The organism is Shewanella avicenniae (assembly GCF_017354945.1).
Lineage (GTDB): Bacteria > Pseudomonadota > Gammaproteobacteria > Enterobacterales > Shewanellaceae > Shewanella > Shewanella avicenniae.
This window is the reverse complement of sequence record NZ_CP071503.1, coordinates 3,905,240-3,929,643: the sequence shown is the minus strand read 5'-3', so window position 1 is coordinate 3,929,643 and position 24,404 is coordinate 3,905,240. Positions and strand designations below refer to the sequence as shown.

The following is a 24,404-nucleotide window of genomic DNA, read 5'->3' as shown; positions in this document are numbered from 1 at the left end:
CGTCGATGGCAAAACCAGGACTTGAATTAAAAAGCGCGAAAGGCGGACTTTCAGAACTGAAATCCCGCTTGTTGTTCGTGATCGGTGCGATCATTGTGTTCCGTGCAGGTTCCTTTGTACCGATTCCTGGTATTGACGCTGCTGTATTAGCTGAGATGTTTGCTCAGCAAAAGGGTACCATCCTGGGCATGTTTAACATGTTCTCGGGTGGTGCGCTTTCACGCGCTTCAATTTTTGCATTGGGGATCATGCCGTACATTTCGGCGTCGATCATTATGCAATTGCTGACTGTGGTACATCCAAGTCTCGCTGAACTGAAAAAGGAAGGCGAATCTGGACGTAAAAAAATCAGCCAGTATACCCGTTGGGGCACGTTGCTTTTAGCAACTGTACAATCTGTCGGTATTGCAACAGGCTTACCCAACTTGATCTCTGGTTTAGTAGTAAACCCTGGGGTCGGTTTTTATGTCGTTGCAGTCATCAGTTTGGTGACAGGGACTATGTTCCTGATGTGGCTTGGTGAACAAATCACTGAGCGTGGTATCGGTAACGGTATCTCCATTCTGATTTTCGCCGGTATTGTTGCAGGCTTGCCAAATGCAATTGGGCAGACAGCTGAGCAAGCGCGTCAAGGCGACTTGAACGTATTAGTGTTGTTGTTGATCGGTGTAATCGTATTCGCCGTTACTTACTTCGTCGTGTTTGTAGAGCGTGGCCAACGTCGTATCGTTGTCAACTACGCCAAACGTCAGCAAGGCCGTAAGGTATTTGCTGCGCAATCTACTCACTTACCGTTGAAAGTGAATATGGCGGGTGTAATCCCACCTATCTTTGCATCAAGTATTATTCTGTTCCCTGGCACATTAGCTCAGTGGTTCGGTCAGAATCCAGCGTTGTCTTGGTTGAGTGATTTTTCACTCGCTGTATCACCAGGTCAGCCTCTGTATTCACTGCTTTATGCAGCAGCAATCATCTTCTTCTGCTTCTTCTATACTGCGTTGGTATTTAACCCTCGCGAAACAGCAGATAACTTGAAGAAGAGTGGTGCGTTCATTCCAGGGATTCGTCCCGGCGAACAAACTTCGCGTTACATTGATAAAGTGATGACTCGTCTGACATTGGCAGGCGCACTGTACATTACCTTTATCTGCTTAATTCCGGAGTTCATGTTAATCACCTGGAAAGTGCAGTTCTACTTCGGTGGTACTTCACTTCTGATTATGGTGGTAGTGATCATGGACTTCATGGCTCAGGTTCAGACCCATTTGATGTCACATCAATATGAGTCTGTGATGAAGAAAGCTAACTTGGTCGGCAAAGCGAATTTAGATCGCTACGGTCGTTAATCAATTAGCTTACGGAGTGATGAAATGAAAGTTCGAGCTTCCGTGAAGAAGATCTGCCGTAACTGCAAGATCGTCAAGCGTGCTGGCGTTGTACGCGTGATTTGTGTTGAACCAAAACACAAGCAGCGTCAAGGCTAAAAAAAACTTGGCCAGTTCATTTTGAACTGGCCACTTAAATATTATTTGCAAACCCGTCATCTGTTGAGTATCCTATCGGGCTTTTCACAGATGGCCTTTAACTTAAGGAGTGCATAGTGGCCCGTATCGCTGGCATTAACATTCCTGATCAGAAGCACGCAGTCATCGCATTGACTGCTATTTTCGGCATCGGTCGTACCCGCGCTAAAGCAATTTGCGCTGCTACTTCTATTGCTGAAGACGCAAAGATCAGAGAATTGAGCGACGCTCAAATCGATACCCTACGCGAAGAAGTTGCCAAATACACCGTAGAAGGTGACTTGCGCCGCGAAGTTTCTATGAACATCAAGCGTCTTATGGACCTTGGCTGTTATCGTGGTCTTCGCCATCGTCGTAGCCTGCCCCTCCGTGGGCAACGTACTAAGACCAATGCGCGTACTCGCAAAGGTCCACGTAAACCAATCAAGAAGTAACGGGAAGGTAGACAATGGCTAAAGTTCCGTCACGTTCTCCGCGTAAGCGCGTACGTAAACAGGTTGCGGATGGCATGGCCCATATCCATGCTTCTTTCAACAATACAATCGTTACTATCACTGATCGTCAAGGTAACGCCTTGTCTTGGGCAACTGCCGGTGGTTCAGGTTTCCGTGGTTCACGTAAATCTACTCCATTCGCAGCCCAGGTAGCTGCTGAGCGTGCAGGTGTTGCTGCTCAGGATTATGGTGTTAAAAACCTTGAAGTTTTCGTGAAGGGTCCAGGTCCAGGTCGTGAATCAGCCATTCGTGCGCTGAACGCTGTTGGTTACAAAATTACCAACATTACCGATGTGACGCCTATCCCTCATAACGGTTGTCGTCCTCCTAAAAAACGCCGCGTATAGTCTGGCGATTTCATAGGATAGTTGGAGAAAGATCATGGCAAGATACTTGGGTCCCAAGCTCAAGCTCAGCCGTCGGGAAGGTACAGACCTTTTCCTGAAAAGCGGTGTGAGAGCAATCGATTCGAAGTGTAAGCTGGAAACAGCACCTGGACAGCATGGCGCTCGTAAGCCACGTCTGTCTGATTATGGTTTGCAGCTGCGTGAGAAACAAAAAGTTCGTCGTATTTACGGTGTGTTGGAAAAGCAATTCCGTAACTACTACAAAGAGGCTGCACGTCTGAAAGGCAACACTGGTGAAAACCTGTTGCAACTTTTGGAAACTCGTCTGGATAACGTAGTTTATCGTATGGGTTTTGGTGCAACTCGTGCCGAAGCACGTCAGCTGGTTAGCCATAAATCAATTATGGTGAACGGTCGTGTTGTTAATATCCCTTCATTTGCAATTTCTGCGAATGATGTTGTAAGCGTTCGTGAAAAGTCACAGAAGCAAGCTCGTATTAAAGCTGCACTGGAAGTGGCTGGTCAGCGCGAAAAGCCTACTTGGGTTGAAGTTGACGCCGCTAAGATGGAAGGCCAATTCAAGCGCCTGCCAGAACGTAGCGATTTGTCTGCGGAAATTAACGAACAGCTGATCGTCGAGCTTTACTCTAAGTAAAGCTAACTAACAAGAGAGGACACAATGCAGGGTTCTGTTACAGAATTTCTTAAACCGCGTCTCGTGGATATCGAGCAGGTTAACCCAACTCGTGCCAAGGTAGTACTGGAGCCGCTGGAGCGTGGTTTTGGTCACACTTTAGGTAACGCGTTGCGTCGCATCCTATTGTCGTCTATGCCCGGCTGCGCGGTTACCGAAGTCGAGATCGACGGTGTACTGCACGAATACAGCAGTAAGGAAGGCGTACAAGAAGATATTCTTGAGATTTTGTTAAACCTGAAAGGGTTGGCAGTAATTCTCGAGGGTAAAGATGAGGCTATGCTCACTTTGAGCAAGTCCGGCGCAGGCCCTGTCACCGCAGCAGATATTACCCACGATGGTGATGTTACCATCGCGAATCCGGAACACGTAATCTGTCATTTGACAGGCAACCACGACATCAGCATGCGTATTCGTGTTGAACGTGGTCGCGGTTATGTACCGGCTTCAGCTCGTGCTCAAACTGAAGAAGACGATCGCCCAATTGGCCGTCTGCTAGTTGATGCTTCATTCTCGCCTGTTGTGCGTATCGCCTACAATGTAGAAGCTGCGCGCGTAGAGCAACGTACTGATTTGGACAAGTTGGTTATCGATATGACTACCAACGGTACCATCGACCCAGAGGAAGCTATTCGCCGTTCAGCTACTATTTTAGCTGAGCAGTTGGATGCCTTCGTTGAACTGCGCGATGTGACTGAGCCAGAGAAGAAAGAAGAGAAGCCAGAGTTCGATCCGATACTGCTGCGTCCTGTCGACGATTTAGAGCTAACTGTACGTTCGGCCAACTGTTTGAAGGCCGAAGCGATTCATTACATCGGTGATCTGGTACAACGCACTGAAGTTGAGCTGCTCAAAACGCCTAACCTTGGTAAGAAATCTCTTACTGAGATCAAAGACGTGCTGGCATCTCGCGGACTGTCGTTAGGTATGCGTCTGGAAAACTGGCCTCCAGCTAGTTTAGCAGACGACCTGTAAGTCCCAGGTTTGTACAGATACAGGTTATAAGGATTAAGTCATGCGCCATCGTAAGAGTGGTCGTCAACTTAACCGCAACAGCAGTCATCGCCAAGCTATGTTCCGTAACATGGCAAGTTCACTGGTTCGTCACGAAATCATCATGACAACCGTTGTGAAGGCTAAAGAACTGCGTCGCGTAGTTGAGCCCCTGATTACACTCGCTAAGAGTGACAGCGTTGCAAACCGCCGTTTGGCATTTGCTCGTACCCGCGACCAAGAAGTTGTAGGTAAACTGTTTAACGAATTGGGTCCACGCTATCAGGAGCGTGCAGGTGGTTACACCCGCATCCTGAAGTGCGGTCTGCGTGCTGGTGACAAAGCTCCAATGGCATACATTGAGCTGGTTGGTCGCCCAGAAGCTGCTGAAGCTGTTGAAGCAGAAGCTGCTGCAGAATAATCTCCTTCGGAGATAGAAAAAAGCCGGGCTTTATGCCCGGTTTTTTTATGTTTGAAAATTTTATATGCTGTGCTTTTAATGATATTAGTGATTCATAATGGAATGACCAATTTAATCATATTTTCCCTTAACAGAATTAACTGCATTTATATTTCAGGATCTTCAGTTATAAATTCTGGTCAAATAAATAATCCGCTGTTTTAAAAGTAAAATTTATTTCTATTCTAGTTATTGCATGATTTTAAATTTTATTGAATTGAATATTTATTGGAAATGGTATTCGATATTTTATTGATCATTTTAATACTGTTAATATGTTTTTAATGATATGCTGATTTTTAGTGATATCGGTTTATTTCTTATGTTCGCATTGTGACAGTTGGTATATATAAAGATATTGGCTGTCTTGCTCGCTAATAATAATTCGAGAAATTAAGGGACGTATGATGGTTGATTTCAGCAGACTCATTGTCGCGGGGGGGCGTAACTCAGTTGGAGAGTTGCCCGTGCTTTCTCAGTCATTAGGCTTGAGCACTGAAATCTGTCGCGGCGAGTCTCTTCCTGACAACATCGATGAACATTGCTTGGTGGCCATACCTTTTCAAAATATGCGGTTAGACAAATATACGGTTCCCGCTTGTTTGATTCATATAATGCAGCACGCCTCGGTATTTCTTTATCAAGTTGATGAGCAGCTTGTTGATAGTGAATTTGCTATTCGATTTGGTATAAGAGGTTTGATTTATGCTGATCGTCCTTTAGACCAAATGGTGCGAGCTATCAATTTATTGATGAAGCGCCAATTGTATTTTGACCGTGCGCTACTTTCTAAATTAGTTGAAAATATGCTGTTATCTCAGAAAGAGATAGTTGTTGATTCTTGCGAAGCTTTTGTAAATGGGTGTTTGACACGTCAAGAGCTAAGAATTATTGATCTAGTTAGTGTCGGGGCAAGAAATCGCGAAATTGCAGAACAACTTAATATCAGTAATAACACTGTCAAAACGCATATGTCGGCAATTTTTCGTAAAACCGGCGCTAGAAACAGGGTGGAGTTATTGAGGTGGGCCCAAAATGGGGAGCCACCTCATAAAGCTGTTAGTTAGCTTTCCAAAAGCCTTTTTCAATCCCTTGATGAACAATACCGACGAGCGCTGCTTCAATCGCTTGTTTAACGCATAGTTGGACAGGTTCGTTTGTTGTGTAGCCAGCTTCTGCCTCTGCGAGTCTACTTAGGCTCACATAGCGAAATAGATTCGCACTTGCTTGCTGCGACAGCACTTTTTTGGATGCAGAGACTGATAATAAGACTCGCCCTGTATAAACATCTATGGCGCGTAGATACACAGATACCTGGTCTTCTCTATAAAGCTCCGACGCAGATATTCCGTAGTAGCCCAAACCGATACCACCAGTATTAATATTGGTTTCGTAACTGATTATTCCACCTTCAAAAATCACTCTTGCTTCTTGTAGGCTGGGTAGCTCTTTCTGATTTCGGTCTGCTGATATAATTTTTCGTTCTGTCAGCAGATTCTGGAGTCCTTCACGCTCAAGCGGTGCAAACCAGCCAGAATCTAGCAGCAGCTGCATCAACATAGAGGTGCCACCTTGAGTGACTGCGGTGGAAAATGAACTCACGTTATCTTGCGGTTTATATTGCCCTGTTTGATCTCGAAATGCGTAGACGGACACAGGGATCGCAATTTTGGGCTTCGGCGCTGACTTGAGCTGTTGCATTACAATAGACGGCGGATCTATCTCTGCTTGGGTTAGATTTAGCTGAGGATTATCAAAGGCTGCGCAGCCACTGAGGATAATGCTCATTAGGAACAATAGCGTTATACGCATCTTAATTGCCTCCAAGCGATGGCATGGTAATTACGGTGATTTCACCGGTAGCTATATTGGTAATTGTTACAACCACCCCAGTCGCACCGGTACCTGTGACATCGATTTGGTACTCTCCAGTGTTGTAGCTTCCTTCTGTTAAATCGCCACTTGCAATTCTTGAGGCAAGGTTACTGATAATGTTTCTATCGAGCGCTGCTTTAAATTGGTCTTCAAAGCTCAGTTCGGTGCTACTTTCACTAAAGTCATTTTGTGATTGTGCTTTATTAAGCAAAAACGCACCGTTGAGAGGGTTTCCACCAAACGTTGGATTGGTTGGTGTATAAACCAACTCTGTTGCCGATAAGAAACTACTGAAAAACATCATGAGGAAAGGCATATATTTCATATTAATTATCCTTGTTACGCGTAGCTTCCGTGATACTTTGAGCTTTGAGTGCTGCCAGTGCGTTAACTGAGATTATCGTGGCTTGTTCAGCTTTTTTCTTAACGTCGTTATAGCGTCGACCGAAATAGGTTTCGTAGATTTTTTTCTGGTTCAGTTCAAGCCAAAGGTAAGTACCTGCTTGCGGGTATACGCGTTCATAGATGACGACTGATACCCCATCCGTTTGCGGTACTTCTCTCCAATAGCTGGAAAAGTAGAATGTAAAGTCCTTGCCAAAGCGAGTGATAGTCCGGTCTAAGACTAAGCCGGATAATTCGATCTCTTTACTTTGAGCGCCAAAATTAAACATTAAACTCAGCAGTACCAAAAATAGACATTTTTTCATTGAAAAGGGCGCAGTAGTTTCCTACTGCGCCTCCGCTTGCTTATGTTTAGTTTTGGTAAACTAAGGCTACGTTTGCGGAACCATCTTGAGTGATAGTCATTGTATTACCCGTACTTGCTTGGTAGCCACCGGCAACGTTACTTGTACCGTTTTGGCTAAAGGTAACTGTGCCATTGGTGCCTTCGCTCCATAACCCAGCGCTGTTACCATTGCCAGTTTGCGTCATGCTGATAGTATTTTTATCTGCATCGGCACTGAGTAACATGGCAACTAAGTTGATATCGCCAGTTTGTGCCACAGAAATGTCATTCTGATCACCGCCAACATCAGCCCACGTTAAGTTACTTCCATCTTGTTGCGTAAGAGAAAGTTCATTACGGCTTCCTCCTACTTGTAAAAGCGCAGTTTGAGCGCCGTCACCTTGAGTTACATTCAAGCTGTTCTTATTTCCGGCAACATCCATGACGGACTCATCATTAGAGGTTTGGTATAGAGCGATTTGGTTTTGGTCACCGCTGATTGTCATCGATGAGTGGCTTTCGCCTTCAACTTGGTCAACATCGATAAGGTCATTGGCGCGACCAGAGATAAAGAATTCCGCAGCGTTAGTGTTATTTTGCTGCAGATCGACCACGTTCTTATCACCGCTAACGTCGAAGTAGGTCGAGTTACTGTTTACTTGATCGACTGTCAGCTCGTTTTGTTCACCGCTTACATTAAGTACCGCGGAGTTTTCATCGTTCTGCGTCACCTCTATAACGTTCTGCTTATCTGAAACGTCAAAGTAGGCTAGGTTGTTATTTTCTTGGGTGACCGTGATGGTGTTTTTATCGCCGTCACTATGGATATTCATAATGGCAGTGTTGCCATCTTGATGTTGTGTTGTGGTGAGCGCATTCTTTTCTCCACTAACTTCCATCATGCTGAAATTATCACCGTAAGCCCACGGCTTAGCTGAATCAACTTGGTTAACAGACAGGTTGTTATCATTTCCGGAGAGATTGGTATATGCCTCTTGGTTATGCCCTCGCTGCGTAACGGATACAGTATTGTCGTCTGCGGTGATCGTATTAGCCGTGGTGAGATCCCAACCATTCTGTTTCAGCGCCAATTCATTTCCATTACCACCGATATCAGCGAATGCACCGTTGCGACCTGCGCGTTGGTCACTGACGACGGAGTTGTCTTTCCCTGTAATGGCAACTGCGGTGGTATTTGCTGCGGCTCCTTGTTGGAAGGCATCAACGGTATTATTCTTGCCTGAGATATCAACAAAAGCTTGGTTAGAGGCTGAATAGTGCGTGGTGACCCCTTGGGAATTAGTCCAGTCAGGGCGGTTCTCTTGTGCAACGGAGACATTGTTGTTGTCACCGTCGACAGCGATCGCTGATAACTCAACGGCAGATGAAGGTGACAACTGGTGTTGGTTCACTGCTATTGAGTTCGCATTGCCTTGCGCATTGATGAATGACTGGTTGTTAGGACCCGCTTGAGTAACACCAATAGTGTTGTCATTACCTTCAACAGTAGTAAATGCTTGCTGATTTGAGCCAGTTTGGCTGGTGTCGGTAGTGTTATTGTCGCCAGTAACGTAGATAGCGGTTTCATTGCTTAATGCTGTACCGTCGCCCGCTTGTGATACTGTTGCATCATTGCTATTTCCTGTTTGAACGACCAGTGCATTTTGCGCGGTTGCATCCACAGTTTGAGTTATTGAGGCAGTGTTATCTGCCGCATAAGTAGCACCACTTAGCACTAGCCCAATTGTTAGGCCAAGCACATGTTTTTGATATTTCATTACAGACATTAGGTGATTCTCCCTATCGGTATTGGAAAACGGCCAATGCCGTTCCATGACTTAACTGTTCAATGGTGATGCCATTGGCTTGACCCCATTGACTTAGCGTTAACTGATTACGGTTGCCAAGCTGCGTAATATCAGCGTGGTGTTCACTCCCTACCTGCAAAACATCTGCGTGGTTACTCTCTCCGTTTTGCGTGAGATGAACTGTGTTATCTTCACCCAACTGCTGCACTACCCCCTGATTGAAATAACCAAATTGGGATAAGGCCACGACGTTGCTACCTGTAGCGGAAAGTAAGCCATTCGCTAACTGCTGACGTTCCATTAAAGCGGCAAGGATGGGATTGCAAAGCTCACTCTTTTCACATAAATCGGCCGAGTATGCTGAGGTAGAAAAAAGCAAAGCCGCAATGATGTTGACGATCAGATTTGCCTTCATTCGAAGTTTCCTGCGCTGTTAACGTGAAGAAGGTCTCAGCTTAATCACGTTGATAATTTGAACAATCGGATAAAAGGGCGATATTTAGGACGATGAAAGGAGTGAGCAGTAAGAGGTAAAACTAAGTAAATCAGGTGGTTGATTTGTAATATTAATGTTTAATAATGTAACAATCGTCACCCTTTTGGGTGATAGTTGATGAATGATTTTTACGCTGCTTTGATGGAATTTTTTATCCGATATTCCGCATTTAATTTAGATGTTCTTGGCAATGGCAGAAAAACAAGTCGTGTTTAGAGCGTTGTAATCAAACTGTGGCGGATGAATAATTGATAAACGAAGTAGTTAATCAGACATGGCGTTACGCCGCAATTGCAATGGCATCTGCAGTGCTAACACAGCAGAATTTCTAGCAACAAAAAGGGCAGCTTACCCTGAGGTTAACTGCCCGTCGAACTATCAATAACTGAGAACTAGTGATTATTGAACTTCAGTATCCAGTACCAAAGCCCCAGTACCGCCAACATTAATACTTGCTAACTTACCGCGTAAATCGCCGGCTTCTGGTTTCAGATTGCCGTGCTTAGAAAGTACCGCGATAATCTCAACATTCTTACTTTCGCTCAGTTTTACACTGCCACCCATGTTAGTGGTGTCATCGAGCACAACGGTCACAGGTAAGGCTTTTGCGCTGACCTTAGTAGCAGCCACTGGCACACTCGGACCTTCGGTTGGGCGAGCAAATACGAAGATCATGTCGGTACTGCTGACTTTACTTGCCAGTTCGGGCGACACGGATAGTTCGATGGTTACGGTTTTCGCTGTTGTTGCGGCTGCACTGTCATCGGCCTTTTTTACACCAGCATGTGCTGCATCATTTGGCATGGCACCGTCGTTAGCTTGCAGACGCATTTTTGCTGCATCAACCGCGCTGATGATCGCTTGACGGTCGATGTCGCTGCGGTCACTTTCAAGAATCTTTTGCCATGCATCGATCGCTTTCTGATAGTCAGCGGTGTAGAAAGCGTCCATACCGACTAAAAGCAGTGTTGAAGGATCATGTGGATCTAATGCCAGTGAGCGGTCGATCAGTTGCTGCACGATAGGGATCATCTTCTGGCCGGCTTTGTAATAAAGTGCAGTCGCTTTTGGACCCAGCAACTCGGCATGTTCGCCCACTAAGCTGATCACTTTATCAAATGCAGATATCGACTTATCAAAATCGCCGGCTTGCATGTAAGCATGGCCGAGATTAAACCAAGCTTGGCTGTTTTCAGGTTCTGCCATGATCTGCTTTTCAAGCATTTCTACTCGCATCTGCATCAGCTGCTCTGGTGACATCCCCGCATGAGGGTTGGCTGGCGTTGCTGCGGCAGTATTTTCCATCTCTTGATAGGCGCCTAAACGCTGGTACATGAAGCCTGCCACAATAATGACGATAACCGACATTAAGCTCGGCCACAGCGCACTTTTACGTTTACCCTGTACATTCAACGATTCATCCTGACCTTGCTTAATATCTTGTAGCAAGCTCACTTCGAGTTCTTTCTTAAGTGAATCGAACTCTTGTTGATCCAGAATGTTGTCGTTTAGCTCTTTTTCTAACGCCGCTAAACGTTCGTTGAACAGTTCGAGGTTGGTTTGCTGACGCACACCAGTCTCACCGGCTTCAAGCAATTTTTGCTGCCGAAAATGTGGGATCCAAATCAGCGCTAGACTCACTAGCACTACAATCACGATGAAAATCCAGAAGGTAGTCATTATTCACATTCACTAGGTTGGTGATACGGGGACGATTGGATGTCGCTGCTAATGGCTCAGAATTATTACGTAAAGATGATTCATTGAACAGTAATATAACCCAGTGCGATAAATCCAATCGTCATGTTTGGGGACTGCTTCACAGTTCTTATTTTACTTAATAAATGGATGAAACTTCTGTGACAATGTCCGGTCACAGCCAAGAGTTCTGCCTGTCTTGTAAGTTGCGTTGTGCTGTGCGGAGAATGAGAGCCGAAACCCATATTTGATTGAAAGTGGCAGACACGAACAATAGCAAATACTAAAATGAGCCGAAGCTCAATTAAGTTAAGCTAGTTAATAAAGATTTTTATTCATGTAATTCAATGTTTTGTATGAGCTGTTTAGTCGTGTGTCCGTTTGTCATTTCAATGGTTTGATAACGGAAACTAAACCTGAGGAATAACCATGATCCCAGAACTTGGACATTTTGCACTGATCATCGGTGTTGCATTTGCTGTGTTATTGGCAATTGTGCCGCTTGTAGGTGTAGCCCGAAAAGACCAATACTTGGTGCGCTACGCGTGGCCATTAAGTTACGGTATGACTTTCTTTATCACTCTGTCGGTCTTGTCGCTCGCCTACGCGTTCGCCACTGACGATTTCTCCGTTGCTTACGTAGCAGCACACTCCAACTCAGAGCTGCCAATCTTCTTCAAAATCGCGGCAGTGTGGGGTGGCCACGAAGGCTCTTTATTGTTCTGGGTGTTCTCAGTCTCTGTATGGAGCGCTGCGGTTGCTTATTTCAGTAAAGGTTTGGAAGAAGTGATGACCGCCCGCGTGTTATCCATCCTTGCGATCATTACTATCGGTTTCTCGCTGTTTATGTTGTTGACCTCAAGTCCGTTTGAGCGCTTGATTCCTGCGCCGATGGAAGGTCGTGACTTGAACCCAATGCTGCAAGACGTTGGTTTGATTTTCCACCCACCAATGCTGTACCTCGGTTACGTGGGTTTCTCTGTGCCATTTGCATTTGCGATTGCGGCATTGATGAGCGGTCGTCTCGATGCTGCGTGGGCACGTTGGACGCGCCCATGGACATTAGCTGCTTGGATTTTCCTGACTGGTGGTATCGCATTAGGTTCATGGTGGGCATATTACGAGCTCGGCTGGGGCGGTTGGTGGTTCTGGGACCCAGTAGAAAACGCCTCATTTATGCCTTGGTTGGTAGGTACAGCATTGCTGCACTCACTGGTTGTAACCGAGAAGCGTGGCGCGTTCCGTAACTGGACGGTATTGTTATCAATCTTTGCCTTCTCTTTGAGTTTGCTCGGTACCTTTATCGTACGTTCAGGGGTGTTGACCTCGGTACACTCGTTTGCTGCAGACCCAAGCCGTGGTTTGTTCATTCTGTTGCTGTTAGGTATCACCATCGGTGGTTCGTTGACCCTGTTCGCTTTCCGCGCCAGTGAAATGAGCAGCCCAGCACGGTTTGAACTCTGGTCAAAAGAAACCATGCTGCTGGTGTGCAACGTGCTGCTGACTGTCGCGTGTGCCACTGTATTGCTGGGCACTCTGTACCCACTGCTGATCGACGCAATGGGTATGGGTAAAATCTCTGTAGGCCCGCCATACTTCAACGCAGTATTTGTGCCGTTGGCCATTGTTGCCTTCATGTTTATGGGTATTGGTCCAGTGATCCGCTGGAAGAAAGCCAAAGCGGGTGAAGTGAAACGTAAACTGTTGATCCCTGCCATCGTATCGTTGGTCTTTGGCCTCGCAGTTCCTTTCATCGCCGGTGGTGAGTTGAATCTGTGGGTTGTGTTCGGTATGGGCACCGCGATGTGGGTGTTGTTAGCTACGATTCAAGCTGCGGTTAGCATTGTTAAAGGCAGTGACGGTAGTGTGAACATGAGCCGTTTAGGTCGTTCACAACTCGGTATGGTGATTGCGCACTTAGGTATCGCAGTGTCAGTAGTGGGTGCCACTATGGTGTCAAACTACTCAGTTGAGAAAAGTGTGCGTATGGGCCCAGGCATTAGTGAAGAACTGGCAGGTTATACCTTCCATTATCTCGAAACTAAAAACATTGCTGGTCCGAACTATACCGCCAAGCAAGGTCAAGTGCGTGTGACGAAAGATGGCAAAGAGGTGGCTTTCTTGAAGCCTGATCGTCGCCAATACAATGTACGCACTATGGACATGACCGAAGCGGGTATCGATTGGGGCTTGTTCCGCGATTTGTATATCACTATGGGTGACCCAATCAGTAACACCGAATTTGCTGTGCGCCTTAACTATAAGTCTTTCGTACGTTGGCTATGGTTCGGTGGCATTTTCATGATGATTGGTGGTTTGTTAGCTGCGTCAGACAAGCGCTATCGCATTAAAGCGAAAGATGCTGTGGCACAAGAGAATGCCGCTGCTGATAAAAAAGCTGATTTAGCGTCTGCCTAATTGAATAAAGAGTGAGATATGAAAAAGTTAGTACTTTTTATTCCGTTGATTTTGTTCGTGGTACTGGGTGTGTTCTTGTATCAGGGCTTATACCTGAATCCAAAAGAGCTCGACTCTGCCTTGGAAGGCCGTCCAGTACCCGAGTTCAATCTTGAAACATTGGACGATGCCGGCGTTAAGATCACCAACCACGATCTTAAAGGTCAGGTGTATATCATGAACGTTTGGGCAACTTGGTGTCCGTCTTGTAAGTATGAGCATCCGTATTTGCTGAAACTTGCGCGGCAGAACATTGTGCCTATTTACGGCATTAACTACCGCGACCAACGTGAGTTAGCGGTGGAAGAGTTGAAACACCAAGGTGATCCTTACACCCAAAACATCTACGATCCAGACGGCCGTTTGGGGTTAGATCTCGGGGTGTATGGTGCGCCAGAGAGTTTTATTGTGGACCACAACGGCATCATTCGTTTCCGCTATGCCGGACCGATTGATATGAAAGTATGGCAAGAAACCATCTTCCCAATGATCCAGCAACTCAAGCAAGAAGCGGCAGCAGGTAAAGCATCATGAAATCACAGCTAATCAGTGTGCTGATGAGCATTGCCTTGGTGTTCGGTGTTAGCCTGATGGCTAACGCCACACCAGTAGATACTTATCAGTTTAAAAACGACGCCAACCAAAAGCATGCAATGGATCTTGCGCGTACGCTGCGTTGTCCGCAATGTCAAAACCAAGATATTGTTGACTCTAACTCGCCAGTTGCTCGTGACCTGCGGATGGAAGTCTACCAAATGGTGGATGCGGGTAAGAGTGATGAAGAGATTATCCAATTCATGACCAGTCGTTATGGGGACTTCGTGCTGTATAAGCCGCGTCTGGACAGCAAAACCTATATCCTGTGGATTGGTCCAATCATTCTATTGTTGTTAGGTGGCTTGGTCGCTTTCATCTTTATTCGTAAGCAACGCGGTGCTGTCGCCGTCGAAGAGATCTCCGACGAAGACCAGCAAAAGCTCGCTGAACTGTTGAAGAATCGCTAATGAAAGTACGGCAACTGTTGTTTGCGTTAGTTGCAGCATTTGTTGTTTCGACGGCAACTGCTGCAACCAGCTCGTCTGCAGCTCATCCACAACAAGACGTGGAGTCCACTGCCGCACGCATTAATGTATTGCCCCATGGCTTTCCATTAAAGACAGTGGCTTTTCATGATGCCGACGGTAAGGCACATGACTTCAGTCAGTATCGCGGCAAAGTGGTTATCGTCAACATGTGGGCCACCTGGTGTCCACCATGTGTGCGCGAGTTACCTGCGCTGAACCGGATCAGTCAACGGTTAAAGGACGATAACGTCGTTCTTGTCCCTATCTCTATTGATCAAATAGAGCAGCCAGAAGTCCGCGCTTTTCTTGATGAACGTGGTATGCAGGAGTTCAGTAGCTTTTATGATCCACAGATGAAGCTCAGTGAAATCTTTCCGTTGGATACGATACCTGCCACTTTCATCCTCGATCCTAACGGCACCTTAGTGGCGTTTGTGCGTAGTTACGTCGATTGGGACGATCCTATCGTAGAAGCAAAGATCCGTCAGCTTGCCGAAAAGCACCAAAATAGCGGTAATTCCACCACTAAAACCGTCAAATAAGCCCTAAATTGATGAAAAAGATCGCTTATTGCTGAAAAGATCGGCAAGCGATCTTTTTTTTGCAAAAAGGGGTTGCGCGGTTTTTTGATATCCCTATAATGCGCACCCACTGAGACGGCACAGCGCGAAAGCAAAGGCGGTTGAGGTAGTGATGAGGATGACTCATCGCAAGGCGAAAATAAGTTTGAAATCAAGCTTGACGCCTGAACGGGGAAGTGTAGAATACGCAGCCCTGACCTGAAGCGAGTTCTTCAGGCTGCTCTTTAACAAGTTATCAAGCAATCTGTGTGGGCACTCTCAGGTTGATATATCGACAAACGATTTATCGACTTTATGAAGAGTGTTCATACGAACAGAATTCATTAGAGTCAAAACTTTCAATTGAAGAGTTTGATCATGGCTCAGATTGAACGCTGGCGGCAGGCCTAACACATGCAAGTCGAGCGGCAGCGGGGAGTAGCTTGCTACTCTGCCGGCGAGCGGCGGACGGGTGAGTAATGTCTGGGAACTTGCCCATTCGAGGGGGATAACAGTTGGAAACGACTGCTAATACCGCATACGCCCTACGGGGGAAAGGAGGGGCTCTTCGGACCTTCCGCGAATGGATAGGCCCAGATGGGATTAGCTAGTTGGTGAGGTAAAGGCTCACCAAGGCGACGATCTCTAGCTGGTTTGAGAGGATGATCAGCCACACTGGAACTGAGACACGGTCCAGACTCCTACGGGAGGCAGCAGTGGGGAATATTGCACAATGGGGGAAACCCTGATGCAGCCATGCCGCGTGTGTGAAGAAGGCCTTCGGGTTGTAAAGCACTTTCAGCGAGGAGGAAAGGTTAGTAGTTAATACCTGCTAGCTGTGACGTTACTCGCAGAAGAAGCACCGGCTAACTCCGTGCCAGCAGCCGCGGTAATACGGAGGGTGCGAGCGTTAATCGGAATTACTGGGCGTAAAGCGTGCGCAGGCGGTTTGTTAAGCGAGATGTGAAAGCCCCGGGCTCAACCTGGGAATTGCATTTCGAACTGGCAAGCTAGAGTCTTGTAGAGGGGGGTAGAATTCCAGGTGTAGCGGTGAAATGCGTAGAGATCTGGAGGAATACCGGTGGCGAAGGCGGCCCCCTGGACAAAGACTGACGCTCATGCACGAAAGCGTGGGGAGCAAACAGGATTAGATACCCTGGTAGTCCACGCTGTAAACGATGTCTACTCGGAGTTTGGTGTCTTGAACACTGGGCTCTCAAGCTAACGCATTAAGTAGACCGCCTGGGGAGTACGGCCGCAAGGTTAAAACTCAAATGAATTGACGGGGGCCCGCACAAGCGGTGGAGCATGTGGTTTAATTCGATGCAACGCGAAGAACCTTACCTACTCTTGACATCCACAGAATCTGGTAGAGATACCTCAGTGCCTTCGGGAACTGTGAGACAGGTGCTGCATGGCTGTCGTCAGCTCGTGTTGTGAAATGTTGGGTTAAGTCCCGCAACGAGCGCAACCCTTATCCTTACTTGCCAGCGGGTAATGCCGGGAACTTTAGGGAGACTGCCGGTGATAAACCGGAGGAAGGTGGGGACGACGTCAAGTCATCATGGCCCTTACGAGTAGGGCTACACACGTGCTACAATGGTCAGTACAGAGGGATGCGAAGCCGCGAGGTGGAGCCAATCTCTTAAAGCTGGTCGTAGTCCGGATCGGAGTCTGCAACTCGACTCCGTGAAGTCGGAATCGCTAGTAATCGCAAATCAGAATGTTGCGGTGAATACGTTCCCGGGCCTTGTACACACCGCCCGTCACACCATGGGAGTGGGTTGCACCAGAAGTAGATAGCTTAACCTTCGGGGGGGCGTTTACCACGGTGTGATTCATGACTGGGGTGAAGTCGTAACAAGGTAGCCCTAGGGGAACCTGGGGCTGGATCACCTCCTTACCTAAGCGATATATGATTTGATGAGTGTTCACACAGATTGCTTGCTGATGAAGCAAGTCATTAGTTCTTGTTAACTAATGTGCTCTTTAACAATTTGGAAAGCTGATAGTAGAGATTAAATAGCGATATTTAATCGAAATTGAGTTCTCAAAATACTTCAATCAAGTGTTTTGGATATTCATGTGTTCGAAAGGACACAATCAAGGCGAAAACAAACCATATGGGTCGTGCATGCGATTCGGTCGAGGAAACTCATCCGGGTTGTATGGTTAAGCGACTAAGCGTATACGGTGGATGCCTTGGCAGTCAGAGGCGATGAAGGACGTATTAACTTGCGATAAGCTCAGATGAGGCAGTAAAAGCCGCTTGAGTCTGAGATTTCCGAATGGGGCAACCCACTTACATAAGTAAGTATCATTAAGTGAATACATAGCTTAATGAGGCAAACCGGGAGAACTGAAACATCTAAGTACCCCGAGGAAAAGAAATCAACCGAGATTCCCCTAGTAGCGGCGAGCGAACGGGGACCAGCCCTTAAGCTTTTGGGGTGTTAGTGGAATGCGTTGGAAAGCGCAACGGTACAGGGTGACAGTCCCGTACACGAAAACTAACCTTAAGTGAAAACGAGTAAGGCGGCACACGTGACATGTTGTCTGAAGATGGGGGGACCATCCTCCAAGGCTAAATACTCCTGACTGACCGATAGCGAACCAGTACCGTGAGGGAAAGGCGAAAAGAACCCCTGTGAGGGGAGTGAAATAGAACCTGAAACCGTATACGTACAAGCAGTGGAAGCGGTTCTTGAGACCGTGACTGCGTACCTTTTGTATAATGGGTCAACGACTTACATTTAGTAGCAAGGTTAAGCGAATAGCGGAGCCGTAGGGAAACCGAGTGTTAACTGCGCGTTTAGTTGCTAGGTGTAGACCCGAAACCCGGTGATCTAGCCATGGGCAGGTTGAAGGTTGAGTAACATCAACTGGAGGACCGAACACACGTCTGTTGAAAAAGACGGTGATGACCTGTGGCTGGGGGTGAAAGGCCAATCAAACCGGGAGATATCTGGTTCTCCTCGAAAGCTATTTAGGTAGCGCCTCGAGCGAATACCATTGGGGGTAGAGCACTGTTAAGGCTAGGGGGTCATCCCGACTTACCAACCCTTTGCAAACTCCGAATACCAATGAGTACTACTCGGGAGACAGACGGCGGGTGCTAACGTCCGTCGTCAAAAGGGAAACAACCCAGACCGTCAGCTAAGGTCCCAAAGTTATTGCTAAGTGGGAAACGATGTGGGAAGGCTTAGACAGCTAGGATGTTGGCTTAGAAGCAGCCATCATTTAAAGAAAGCGTAATAGCTCACTAGTCGAGTCGGCCTGCGCGGAAGATGTAACGGGGCTAAGCAATACACCGAAGCTACGGGTACATACTTTGTATGTGCGGTAGAGGAGCGTTCTGTAAGCCGTTGAAGGTGAAGGGGTAACCCACACTGGAGGTATCAGAAGTGCGAATGTTGACATGAGTAACGATAATGGGGGTGAAAAACCTCCACGCCGAAAGACCAAGGGTTCCTGTCCAACGTTAATCGGGGCAGGGTGAGTCGACCCCTAAGGCGAGGCTGAAAGGCGTAGTCGATGGGAAACGGGTTAATATTCCCGTACTTCTGCTAACTGCGATGGAGAGACGGAGAAGGCTAGGCCAGCGCGGCGTTGGTAGTCCGCGTTTAAGGTAGTAGGTGTTGTGCTTAGGCAAATCCGGGCACATTTACACTGAGAGCTGATGACGAGTCACTAAGGTGATGAAGTGGTTGATGCCAAGCTTCCAGGAAAATCTTCTAAGCTTCAGGTTAGTAGGAATCGTACCCCAAACCGACACAGGTGGTCGGGTAGAGAATACCAAGGCGCTTGAGAGAACTCGGCTGAAGGAACTAGGCAAAATGGTACCGTAACTTCGGGAGAAGGTACGCTCCTGTTGGTGATGAGACTTGCTCTCTAAGCTGACGGGAGTCGCAGATACCAGCTGGCTGCAACTGTTTATCAAAAACACAGCACTGTGCGAACTCGCAAGAGGAAGTATACGGTGTGACGCCTGCCCGGTGCCGGAAGGTTAATTGATTGGGTTATCTTCGGAGAAGCTCATGATCGAAGCCCCGGTAAACGGCGGCCGTAACTATAACGGTCCTAAGGTAGCGAAATTCCTTGTCGGGTAAGTTCCGACCTGCACGAATGGCGTAATGATGGCCAGGCTGTCTCCAGCCGAGACTCAGTGAAGTTGAAATTGCGGTGAAGATGCCGTATACCCGCGGCTAGACGGAAAGACCCCGTGAACCTTTACTATAGCTTGGCACTGAACATTGACCCTGCATGTGTAGGATAGGTGGGAGACTATGAAGTTAGGACGCTAGTCCTGATGGAGTCGACCTTGAAATACCACCCTTGCAGTGTTGGTGTTCTAACCTTGGCCCCTAATCGGGGTTAGGGACAGTGCCTGGTGGGTAGTTTGACTGGGGCGGTCTCCTCCTAAAGAGTAACGGAGGAGCACGAAGGTTGGCTAAGTACGGTCGGACATCGTACGGTTAGTGTAATGGCACAAGCCAGCTTAACTGCGAGACAGACACGTCGAGCAGGTACGAAAGTAGGTCATAGTGATCCGGTGGTTCTGAATGGAAGGGCCATCGCTCAACGGATAAAAGGTACTCCGGGGATAACAGGCTGATACCGCCCAAGAGTTCATATCGACGGCGGTGTTTGGCACCTCGATGTCGGCTCATCACATCCTGGGGCTGAAGTCGGTCCCAAGGGTATGGCTGTTCGCCATTTAAAGTGGTACGCGAGCTGGGTTCAGAACGTCGTGAGACAGTTCGGTCCCTATCTGCCGTGGGCGTTGGATGATTGAGAGGGGCTGCTCCTAGTACGAGAGGACCGGAGTGGACGAACCGCTGGTGTTCGGGTTGTCATGCCAATGGCATTGCCCGGTAGCTACGTTCGGAATCGATAACCGCTGAAAGCATCTAAGCGGGAAGCGAGCCTCAAGATGAGTCATCCCTTAGACTTTAAGTCTACTAAAGAGCCGTTCAAGACCAGGACGTAGATAGGCAGGGTGTGTAAGCGTTGTGAGGCGTTTAGCTAACCTGTACTAATGACTCGTGCGGCTTAACCATACAACCCCGATGGGTTTTGGTGAACCTTGATAGAATAAAGAAATACTTGATTTGAAGTATGAGAACGAACTACTAGAAAAAAGCAGCTTTCCGAATTATTGTTTTTGCCTAGAAGGCGGAAACAGAAAAGAATTTGTCTGGTGACAATAGCATTGTGGTCCCACCTGATCCCATCCCGAACTCAGAAGTGAAACACAATCGCGCCGATGGTAGTGTGGGGTTTCCCCATGTGAGAGTAGGTCATCGCCAGACGCCTAATTAGATTTACACTTGAAAAAAGTGGAATCAAAAAAGTTTAGTACCACATAGTGGGAAAAAGCGTTGGAGCGGTAGTTCAGTTGGTTAGAATACCGGCCTGTCACGCCGGGGGTCGCGGGTTCGAGTCCCGTCCGCTCCGCCAACACAAAAAGGCCTCGTCTTATGACGAGGCCTTTTTGTTTCTTGTCTGTCCCGCCCTCGTCATCTGTCTTTTGCTAGCCAACTTCCGCTCATTGATGCGATAGTGAATATTGATTCACTATTTAATTGTATTATAAATTAGGCTTTCGTTAGTAACTCTGACTCACATCAACGATTTCTGCAATCTATCTTCCTAGAATGGCTAAGTTCGCTAATTTTCGCTCCTGGGGAACGCATGTTTATGCGTGAGGGGAATGAGGCTGAACCATACTAATCTATAAGAATAATGGGGTCATTGAAGCATATGAATCAGTTTGTCGTTGCAAGTGCTCGCGACTGTTTAGGATGTCGCGCCTGTGAAGTTGCCTGCGTACTGTCGCATAATAATGGGGTCTATCCTCCTACCTCTGCGTTGTTTCGGCCTCGCATCAATGTGATAAAGGCTCAGCCATATAATGCTGTTGCTGCTTGTCATCACTGCGAAAATGCTCCATGTCTTGCCTCTTGCCCTGTTGCCGCGATTGAGCAAAAAGACGGTGTGGTGTCTCTGAGTGAAGAGCGCTGCATTGGTTGCCGTAACTGTGTATTGGCTTGCCCATTTGGGGCGATTGAGATGGCTGAGGGCACTCAGTCTCACCAAACGCTTGCGCAAAAATGCGATCTTTGCCATGACACCGACCAAGGCCCAGCATGTGTCGCCGCTTGCCCGACAAAATCATTAACGCTTCAAACAGATGCCTCATTGGCGCAAGCTCGTCGTACCAAGCAGCTGAATACTGTGGGCGGAAAAGTTTCCGCTCAGGCGCCTCGGTTTAACCAGTTGCATCAATTAATGCAGCGCGTTGCGAGTCAGCCGCGTCAAGAAGCGTTGAAAACCGCATTGGCGGAACGTAAAACAAGCTTTGTCGAGACCTATAAAACATTTTCTAGCGCGCAAGCCGTGTCACAAGCCGCTCGCTGTATTAAATGCAGTGATCATCCTGTTTGTGAATGGACGTGCCCAGTACATAACCAGATCCCTGAATGGGTAGCGTTAGCGAAGCAAGGCAAGATTATTGAAGCGGCAGAACTTTCTAACAGTACCAGTTCACTGCCTGAGATCTGTGGTCGAGTGTGTCCGCAGGATCGATTATGCGAAGGCAGTTGTACCCTGAAGCAAGAGTATGGTGCGGTCACCATTGGTAATATCGAGCGTTATATTAACGATATGGCCTTCGCGCAGGGCTGGAAGCCGCAGATCGCTGAAGTAACACCGACCGGTAAACGGGTGGCAATTATTGGGTCTGGGCCTGCTGGGCTTGGCTGTGCAGACGTGTTGGCGCGTCATGGTGTTCAGCCTGTGGTGTTTGAGCGGCAACCTGAGATCGGCGGCATGCTCACCTTTGGTATTCCATCCTTTAAGCTCGAAAAGCAGTTGATGATTCATCGTCGGGAACTGTTTACCGACATGGGGATTGAGTTCCGCCTTAATACTGAGATTGGCCGCGATATCAGCTTGCATCAGTTGCTTGACGAGTTTGATGCAGTGTTTGTTGGCGCTGGTACTTATCAATCGATGAAAGCTGGGCTTGAGCATGAAGATGCGCCAGGGGTTTATGAGGCGCTACCTTATTTGACCGCTAATACCAAGCAGCTGATGGGCTTAGCTGAGCAAGCCGATGAGCCGTATATCAACCTTGCCAATAAGCGGGTTGTGGTATTGGGGGGCGGCGATACCGCAATGGACTGTTTGCGTACCGCGCTGCGCCAAAACGCTGCGTCTGTAACTTGCGCTTATCGCCGCGATGAAGCCAATATGCCGGGTTCTGTCAAAGAAGTGAAAAACGCGCGCGAAGAGGGCGCTGAGTTCCTTTTTAATGTGCAACCCACGGCGATCCAGCTCGATAATGAAGGACAATTGGCGGCCGTGCAGTTTGTACGCACTGAACTCGGAGAACCTGACGCGTCAGGCCGTCGCCGTCCGCAAGTGATGGCAGGTTCAGAATTCAGTTTAGAGGCCGATGCGCTGATCATCGCCTTTGGTTTTAGTGCGCACAGCATGCCATGGTTGGCTGACGCGGGTGTGCAGCTCAACGGCTGGGGCTTGATTGAGGCTGAAGCCACCTCTGAATTTGCCTATCAAACCAGCCATCCTAAAATTTTCGCCGGTGGCGATATTGTGCGTGGTGCAGATTTGGTTGTGACAGCGATGGCTGATGGTCGCCGCGCCGCCGAAGGAATTGTGGCGTCACTCGGACTTTAACGGATTCTGCGTTACCAATAAGGCGCCTGAACACTCTAATTTCGCACAGAGCAGGCGCTTTTTTATGCCCATTTTACTGAGCTTATTTGTGGGTGCTAATTTCCAACTTTCATACCTTTTGTCATGCTTTTGGCGTACTCTTTATAAGCAATATCGATTACACGCAGGAGCATGAATGAAGCTGGAAATGATTTGCACCGGAGAGGAAGTCTTATCTGGGCAGATAGTCGATACCAACGCGGCCTGGTTTGCCAATCTGATGATGGAACACGGCATTGAAGTACAGCGGCGCGTGACCGTTGGTGATCGCATGGAAGATCTGATTGCTGTCTTTCAAGAGCGCAGTCACCACGCCGATGTCATTTTGGTTAATGGTGGCCTTGGGCCGACGTCGGATGACCTTTCTGCAGAAGCGATGGCCAAGGCAAAAGGCGAGCCACTCGTCGAAAATCAACAGTGGCGTGCTCACCTTGAAGCGTGGTTTTCTCGCAATAATCGGGTGATGTCAGCCAATAACCTCAAGCAAGCTTGGCTGCCTGAATCCGCGGTGATGATCGACAATCCTGTCGGCACCGCCTGTGGTTTTCGGGTCAAACTTAATCGCGCTTGGTTGTTCTTTACCCCAGGTGTGCCGTTTGAATTGAAGCACATGGTACAAGAGCAGTTTTTGCCGTTTGTGCAGCAGGAATTTGGCATTAACGCCAATGTGGCGTTGCATAAAATTCTTACCTTCGGCCACGGCGAGTCGTTATTAGCATCAAAGTTGGAACCGCTCACCTTAACGCAAGGCATTACCTTGGGGTATCGCTCTTCGATGCCGCATATTGAGATTAAGTTATTTGCTCGTGGCGAAGCGGCAATTGCGCAATTACCGAAAGTGGCCGCCCAAGTAAAAGCGGTGCTTGGCACTGCCGTTGTGGCTGAGAATAAAGCCACCTTAGCCGAGGAGATCCACAGCAAGCTATATCGCTCCGGTAAAACATTTAGCGCGGCTGAATCGTGCACTGGCGGCTTGATCACTAGCCAGTTAGTGTCGTTTGCCGGCAGTTCCTCTTACCTGCAACAAGGTCTCGTGACCTACTCCAACGAAAGTAAGGTGAAAGTCTTAGGCGTGAAGCCGCAGACGCTGGATGATTTCGGCGCCGTATCAATTCCCGTGGTAGAAGAGATGGCGCGCGGTGCTCGTAGTTTGTTGGACTGCGACTATGCCTTGGCGACCAGTGGTATTGCGGGGCCGGATGGTGGTAGTGATGAAAAGCCGGTGGGAACCGTGGCTATCGCACTGGCAACGCGCAACGCGGTCTATAGCCAGATGGTGAAAATATCGGGTCGCTCGCGTGACCTTGTGCGTTCGCTCAGTGCCGCGGTCGCTTACGATATGCTAAGACGAGAGCTGGAAAACGAGGCGGTGATTGTCGATTACAGCTCGATCAGTCGTTACGCGAAATAAGCATGGTTGATGCAACAAAAAGGGCACTGTGAGTGCCCTTTGTTATTAACCCAT

The 24,404-nt window shown here is 47.8% G+C and carries 20 protein-coding genes, 1 tRNA gene and 3 rRNA genes; 18 read left to right on the top strand and 6 right to left on the bottom strand.

All coding sequences use genetic code 11. The annotated features are described in order from the left end of the window. Window positions 1-5: 5 nt before the first annotated feature. From secY to JYB87_RS17290, 8 genes are all read left to right on the top strand, one after another. Window positions 6-1,346, top strand: coding sequence for a preprotein translocase subunit SecY (secY, locus tag JYB87_RS17325; protein WP_207354680.1), 1,341 nt, complete (start codon window positions 6-8; stop codon window positions 1,344-1,346). A 24-nt stretch (window positions 1,347-1,370) separates the two neighbouring features. After that, a complete protein-coding gene (gene rpmJ, locus JYB87_RS17320; protein WP_081933521.1) occupies window positions 1,371-1,484 on the top strand; it encodes a 50S ribosomal protein L36 in 114 nt (37 codons plus the stop codon). 116 nt (window positions 1,485-1,600) lie between these two features. Beyond that, the gene (gene rpsM / locus JYB87_RS17315; RefSeq protein WP_037445259.1) at window positions 1,601-1,957 is read left to right on the top strand and encodes a 30S ribosomal protein S13; all 357 of its coding nucleotides are present in this window, start codon (window positions 1,601-1,603) and stop codon (window positions 1,955-1,957) included. Window positions 1,958-1,971: 14 nt separating this feature from the next. After that, entirely contained in the window at window positions 1,972-2,364 is a 393-nt protein-coding gene (gene rpsK, locus JYB87_RS17310; protein WP_037445257.1) for a 30S ribosomal protein S11, read from the top strand. Window positions 2,365-2,398: 34 nt separating this feature from the next. Further along, window positions 2,399-3,019, top strand: a complete 621-nt coding sequence (gene rpsD / locus JYB87_RS17305) for a 30S ribosomal protein S4 (RefSeq protein WP_207354679.1) — start codon at window positions 2,399-2,401, stop codon at window positions 3,017-3,019. Between the two features lie 24 nt (window positions 3,020-3,043). After that, window positions 3,044-4,033, top strand: a complete 990-nt coding sequence (locus JYB87_RS17300) for a DNA-directed RNA polymerase subunit alpha (protein ID WP_037445252.1) — start codon at window positions 3,044-3,046, stop codon at window positions 4,031-4,033. A 40-nt stretch (window positions 4,034-4,073) separates the two neighbouring features. Then, entirely contained in the window at window positions 4,074-4,472 is a 399-nt protein-coding gene (rplQ, locus tag JYB87_RS17295) for a 50S ribosomal protein L17 (RefSeq protein WP_207354678.1), read from the top strand. Window positions 4,473-4,918: 446 nt separating this feature from the next. Further along, on the top strand, window positions 4,919-5,578 hold the full coding sequence (locus JYB87_RS17290) for a helix-turn-helix transcriptional regulator (RefSeq protein ID WP_207354677.1): 660 nt from the start codon (window positions 4,919-4,921) through the stop codon (window positions 5,576-5,578). Here JYB87_RS17290 and JYB87_RS17285 read toward each other — a convergent pair. The 6 genes from JYB87_RS17285 to ccmI form a co-directional block, all read right to left on the bottom strand. Beyond that, window positions 5,571-6,323: a CsgG/HfaB family protein gene (locus tag JYB87_RS17285; RefSeq protein ID WP_207354676.1), complete on the bottom strand. Its 753-nt coding sequence runs from the start codon at window positions 6,321-6,323 to the stop codon at window positions 5,571-5,573. The two genes, JYB87_RS17290 and JYB87_RS17285, sit on opposite strands and share 8 nt — an antisense overlap. A gap of 1 nt (window position 6,324) precedes the next feature. Beyond that, window positions 6,325-6,711: a curli assembly protein CsgF gene (locus tag JYB87_RS17280; RefSeq protein ID WP_228729903.1), complete on the bottom strand. Its 387-nt coding sequence runs from the start codon at window positions 6,709-6,711 to the stop codon at window positions 6,325-6,327. A gap of 1 nt (window position 6,712) precedes the next feature. After that, window positions 6,713-7,096 carry a curli production assembly/transport protein CsgE gene (locus JYB87_RS17275; RefSeq protein ID WP_207354675.1) on the bottom strand — a complete coding sequence of 128 codons (384 nt, stop codon included), beginning with the start codon at window positions 7,094-7,096 and terminating at the stop codon, window positions 6,713-6,715. Between the two features lie 46 nt (window positions 7,097-7,142). After that, a complete protein-coding gene (locus tag JYB87_RS17270) occupies window positions 7,143-8,903 on the bottom strand; it encodes a hypothetical protein (RefSeq protein WP_207354674.1) in 1,761 nt (586 codons plus the stop codon). Window positions 8,904-8,916: 13 nt separating this feature from the next. Then, the gene (locus JYB87_RS17265; RefSeq protein WP_207354673.1) at window positions 8,917-9,339 is read right to left on the bottom strand and encodes a curlin; all 423 of its coding nucleotides are present in this window, start codon (window positions 9,337-9,339) and stop codon (window positions 8,917-8,919) included. Window positions 9,340-9,819: 480 nt separating this feature from the next. Beyond that, entirely contained in the window at window positions 9,820-11,100 is a 1,281-nt protein-coding gene (ccmI, locus tag JYB87_RS17260; RefSeq protein WP_207354672.1) for a c-type cytochrome biogenesis protein CcmI, read from the bottom strand. A gap of 447 nt (window positions 11,101-11,547) precedes the next feature. On the opposite strand from ccmI, the gene JYB87_RS17255 reads away from it, so the two are divergent. The 10 genes from JYB87_RS17255 to JYB87_RS17210 all read left to right on the top strand — a co-directional run bounded on the left by JYB87_RS17255 (window position 11,548) and on the right by JYB87_RS17210 (window position 24,350). Beyond that, the gene (locus JYB87_RS17255) at window positions 11,548-13,536 is read left to right on the top strand and encodes a heme lyase CcmF/NrfE family subunit (RefSeq protein WP_207354671.1); all 1,989 of its coding nucleotides are present in this window, start codon (window positions 11,548-11,550) and stop codon (window positions 13,534-13,536) included. A gap of 18 nt (window positions 13,537-13,554) precedes the next feature. After that, the gene (locus JYB87_RS17250; RefSeq protein WP_207354670.1) at window positions 13,555-14,109 is read left to right on the top strand and encodes a DsbE family thiol:disulfide interchange protein; all 555 of its coding nucleotides are present in this window, start codon (window positions 13,555-13,557) and stop codon (window positions 14,107-14,109) included. Between the two features lie 23 nt (window positions 14,110-14,132). After that, window positions 14,133-14,579 carry a heme lyase NrfEFG subunit NrfF gene (nrfF, locus tag JYB87_RS17245; protein ID WP_407695854.1) on the top strand — a complete coding sequence of 149 codons (447 nt, stop codon included), beginning with the start codon at window positions 14,133-14,135 and terminating at the stop codon, window positions 14,577-14,579. Continuing rightward, on the top strand, window positions 14,579-15,181 hold the full coding sequence (locus tag JYB87_RS17240; protein WP_207354668.1) for a TlpA family protein disulfide reductase: 603 nt from the start codon (window positions 14,579-14,581) through the stop codon (window positions 15,179-15,181). The genes nrfF and JYB87_RS17240 overlap by 1 nt, the downstream gene beginning before the upstream one ends. Window positions 15,182-15,559: 378 nt before the next feature. Next, window positions 15,560-17,102, top strand: a 16S ribosomal RNA gene (locus tag JYB87_RS17235). A gap of 267 nt (window positions 17,103-17,369) precedes the next feature. Continuing rightward, window positions 17,370-20,259: ribosomal RNA gene (locus JYB87_RS17230) — 23S ribosomal RNA — on the top strand. 136 nt (window positions 20,260-20,395) lie between these two features. Then, window positions 20,396-20,511, top strand: a 5S ribosomal RNA gene (gene rrf / locus JYB87_RS17225). The 16S, 23S and 5S rRNA genes sit together here with 1 tRNA gene alongside, the layout of an rRNA operon. 71 nt (window positions 20,512-20,582) lie before the next feature. Further along, a tRNA-Asp gene (locus tag JYB87_RS17220) sits at window positions 20,583-20,659 on the top strand. Between the two features lie 285 nt (window positions 20,660-20,944). After that, window positions 20,945-22,900 carry a formate-dependent uric acid utilization protein AegA gene (gene aegA / locus JYB87_RS17215; RefSeq protein ID WP_324032312.1) on the top strand — a complete coding sequence of 652 codons (1,956 nt, stop codon included), beginning with the start codon at window positions 20,945-20,947 and terminating at the stop codon, window positions 22,898-22,900. A 175-nt stretch (window positions 22,901-23,075) separates the two neighbouring features. Next, window positions 23,076-24,350, top strand: coding sequence for a CinA family nicotinamide mononucleotide deamidase-related protein (locus JYB87_RS17210; protein WP_207354666.1), 1,275 nt, complete (start codon window positions 23,076-23,078; stop codon window positions 24,348-24,350). Window positions 24,351-24,404: the final 54 nt, after the last annotated feature.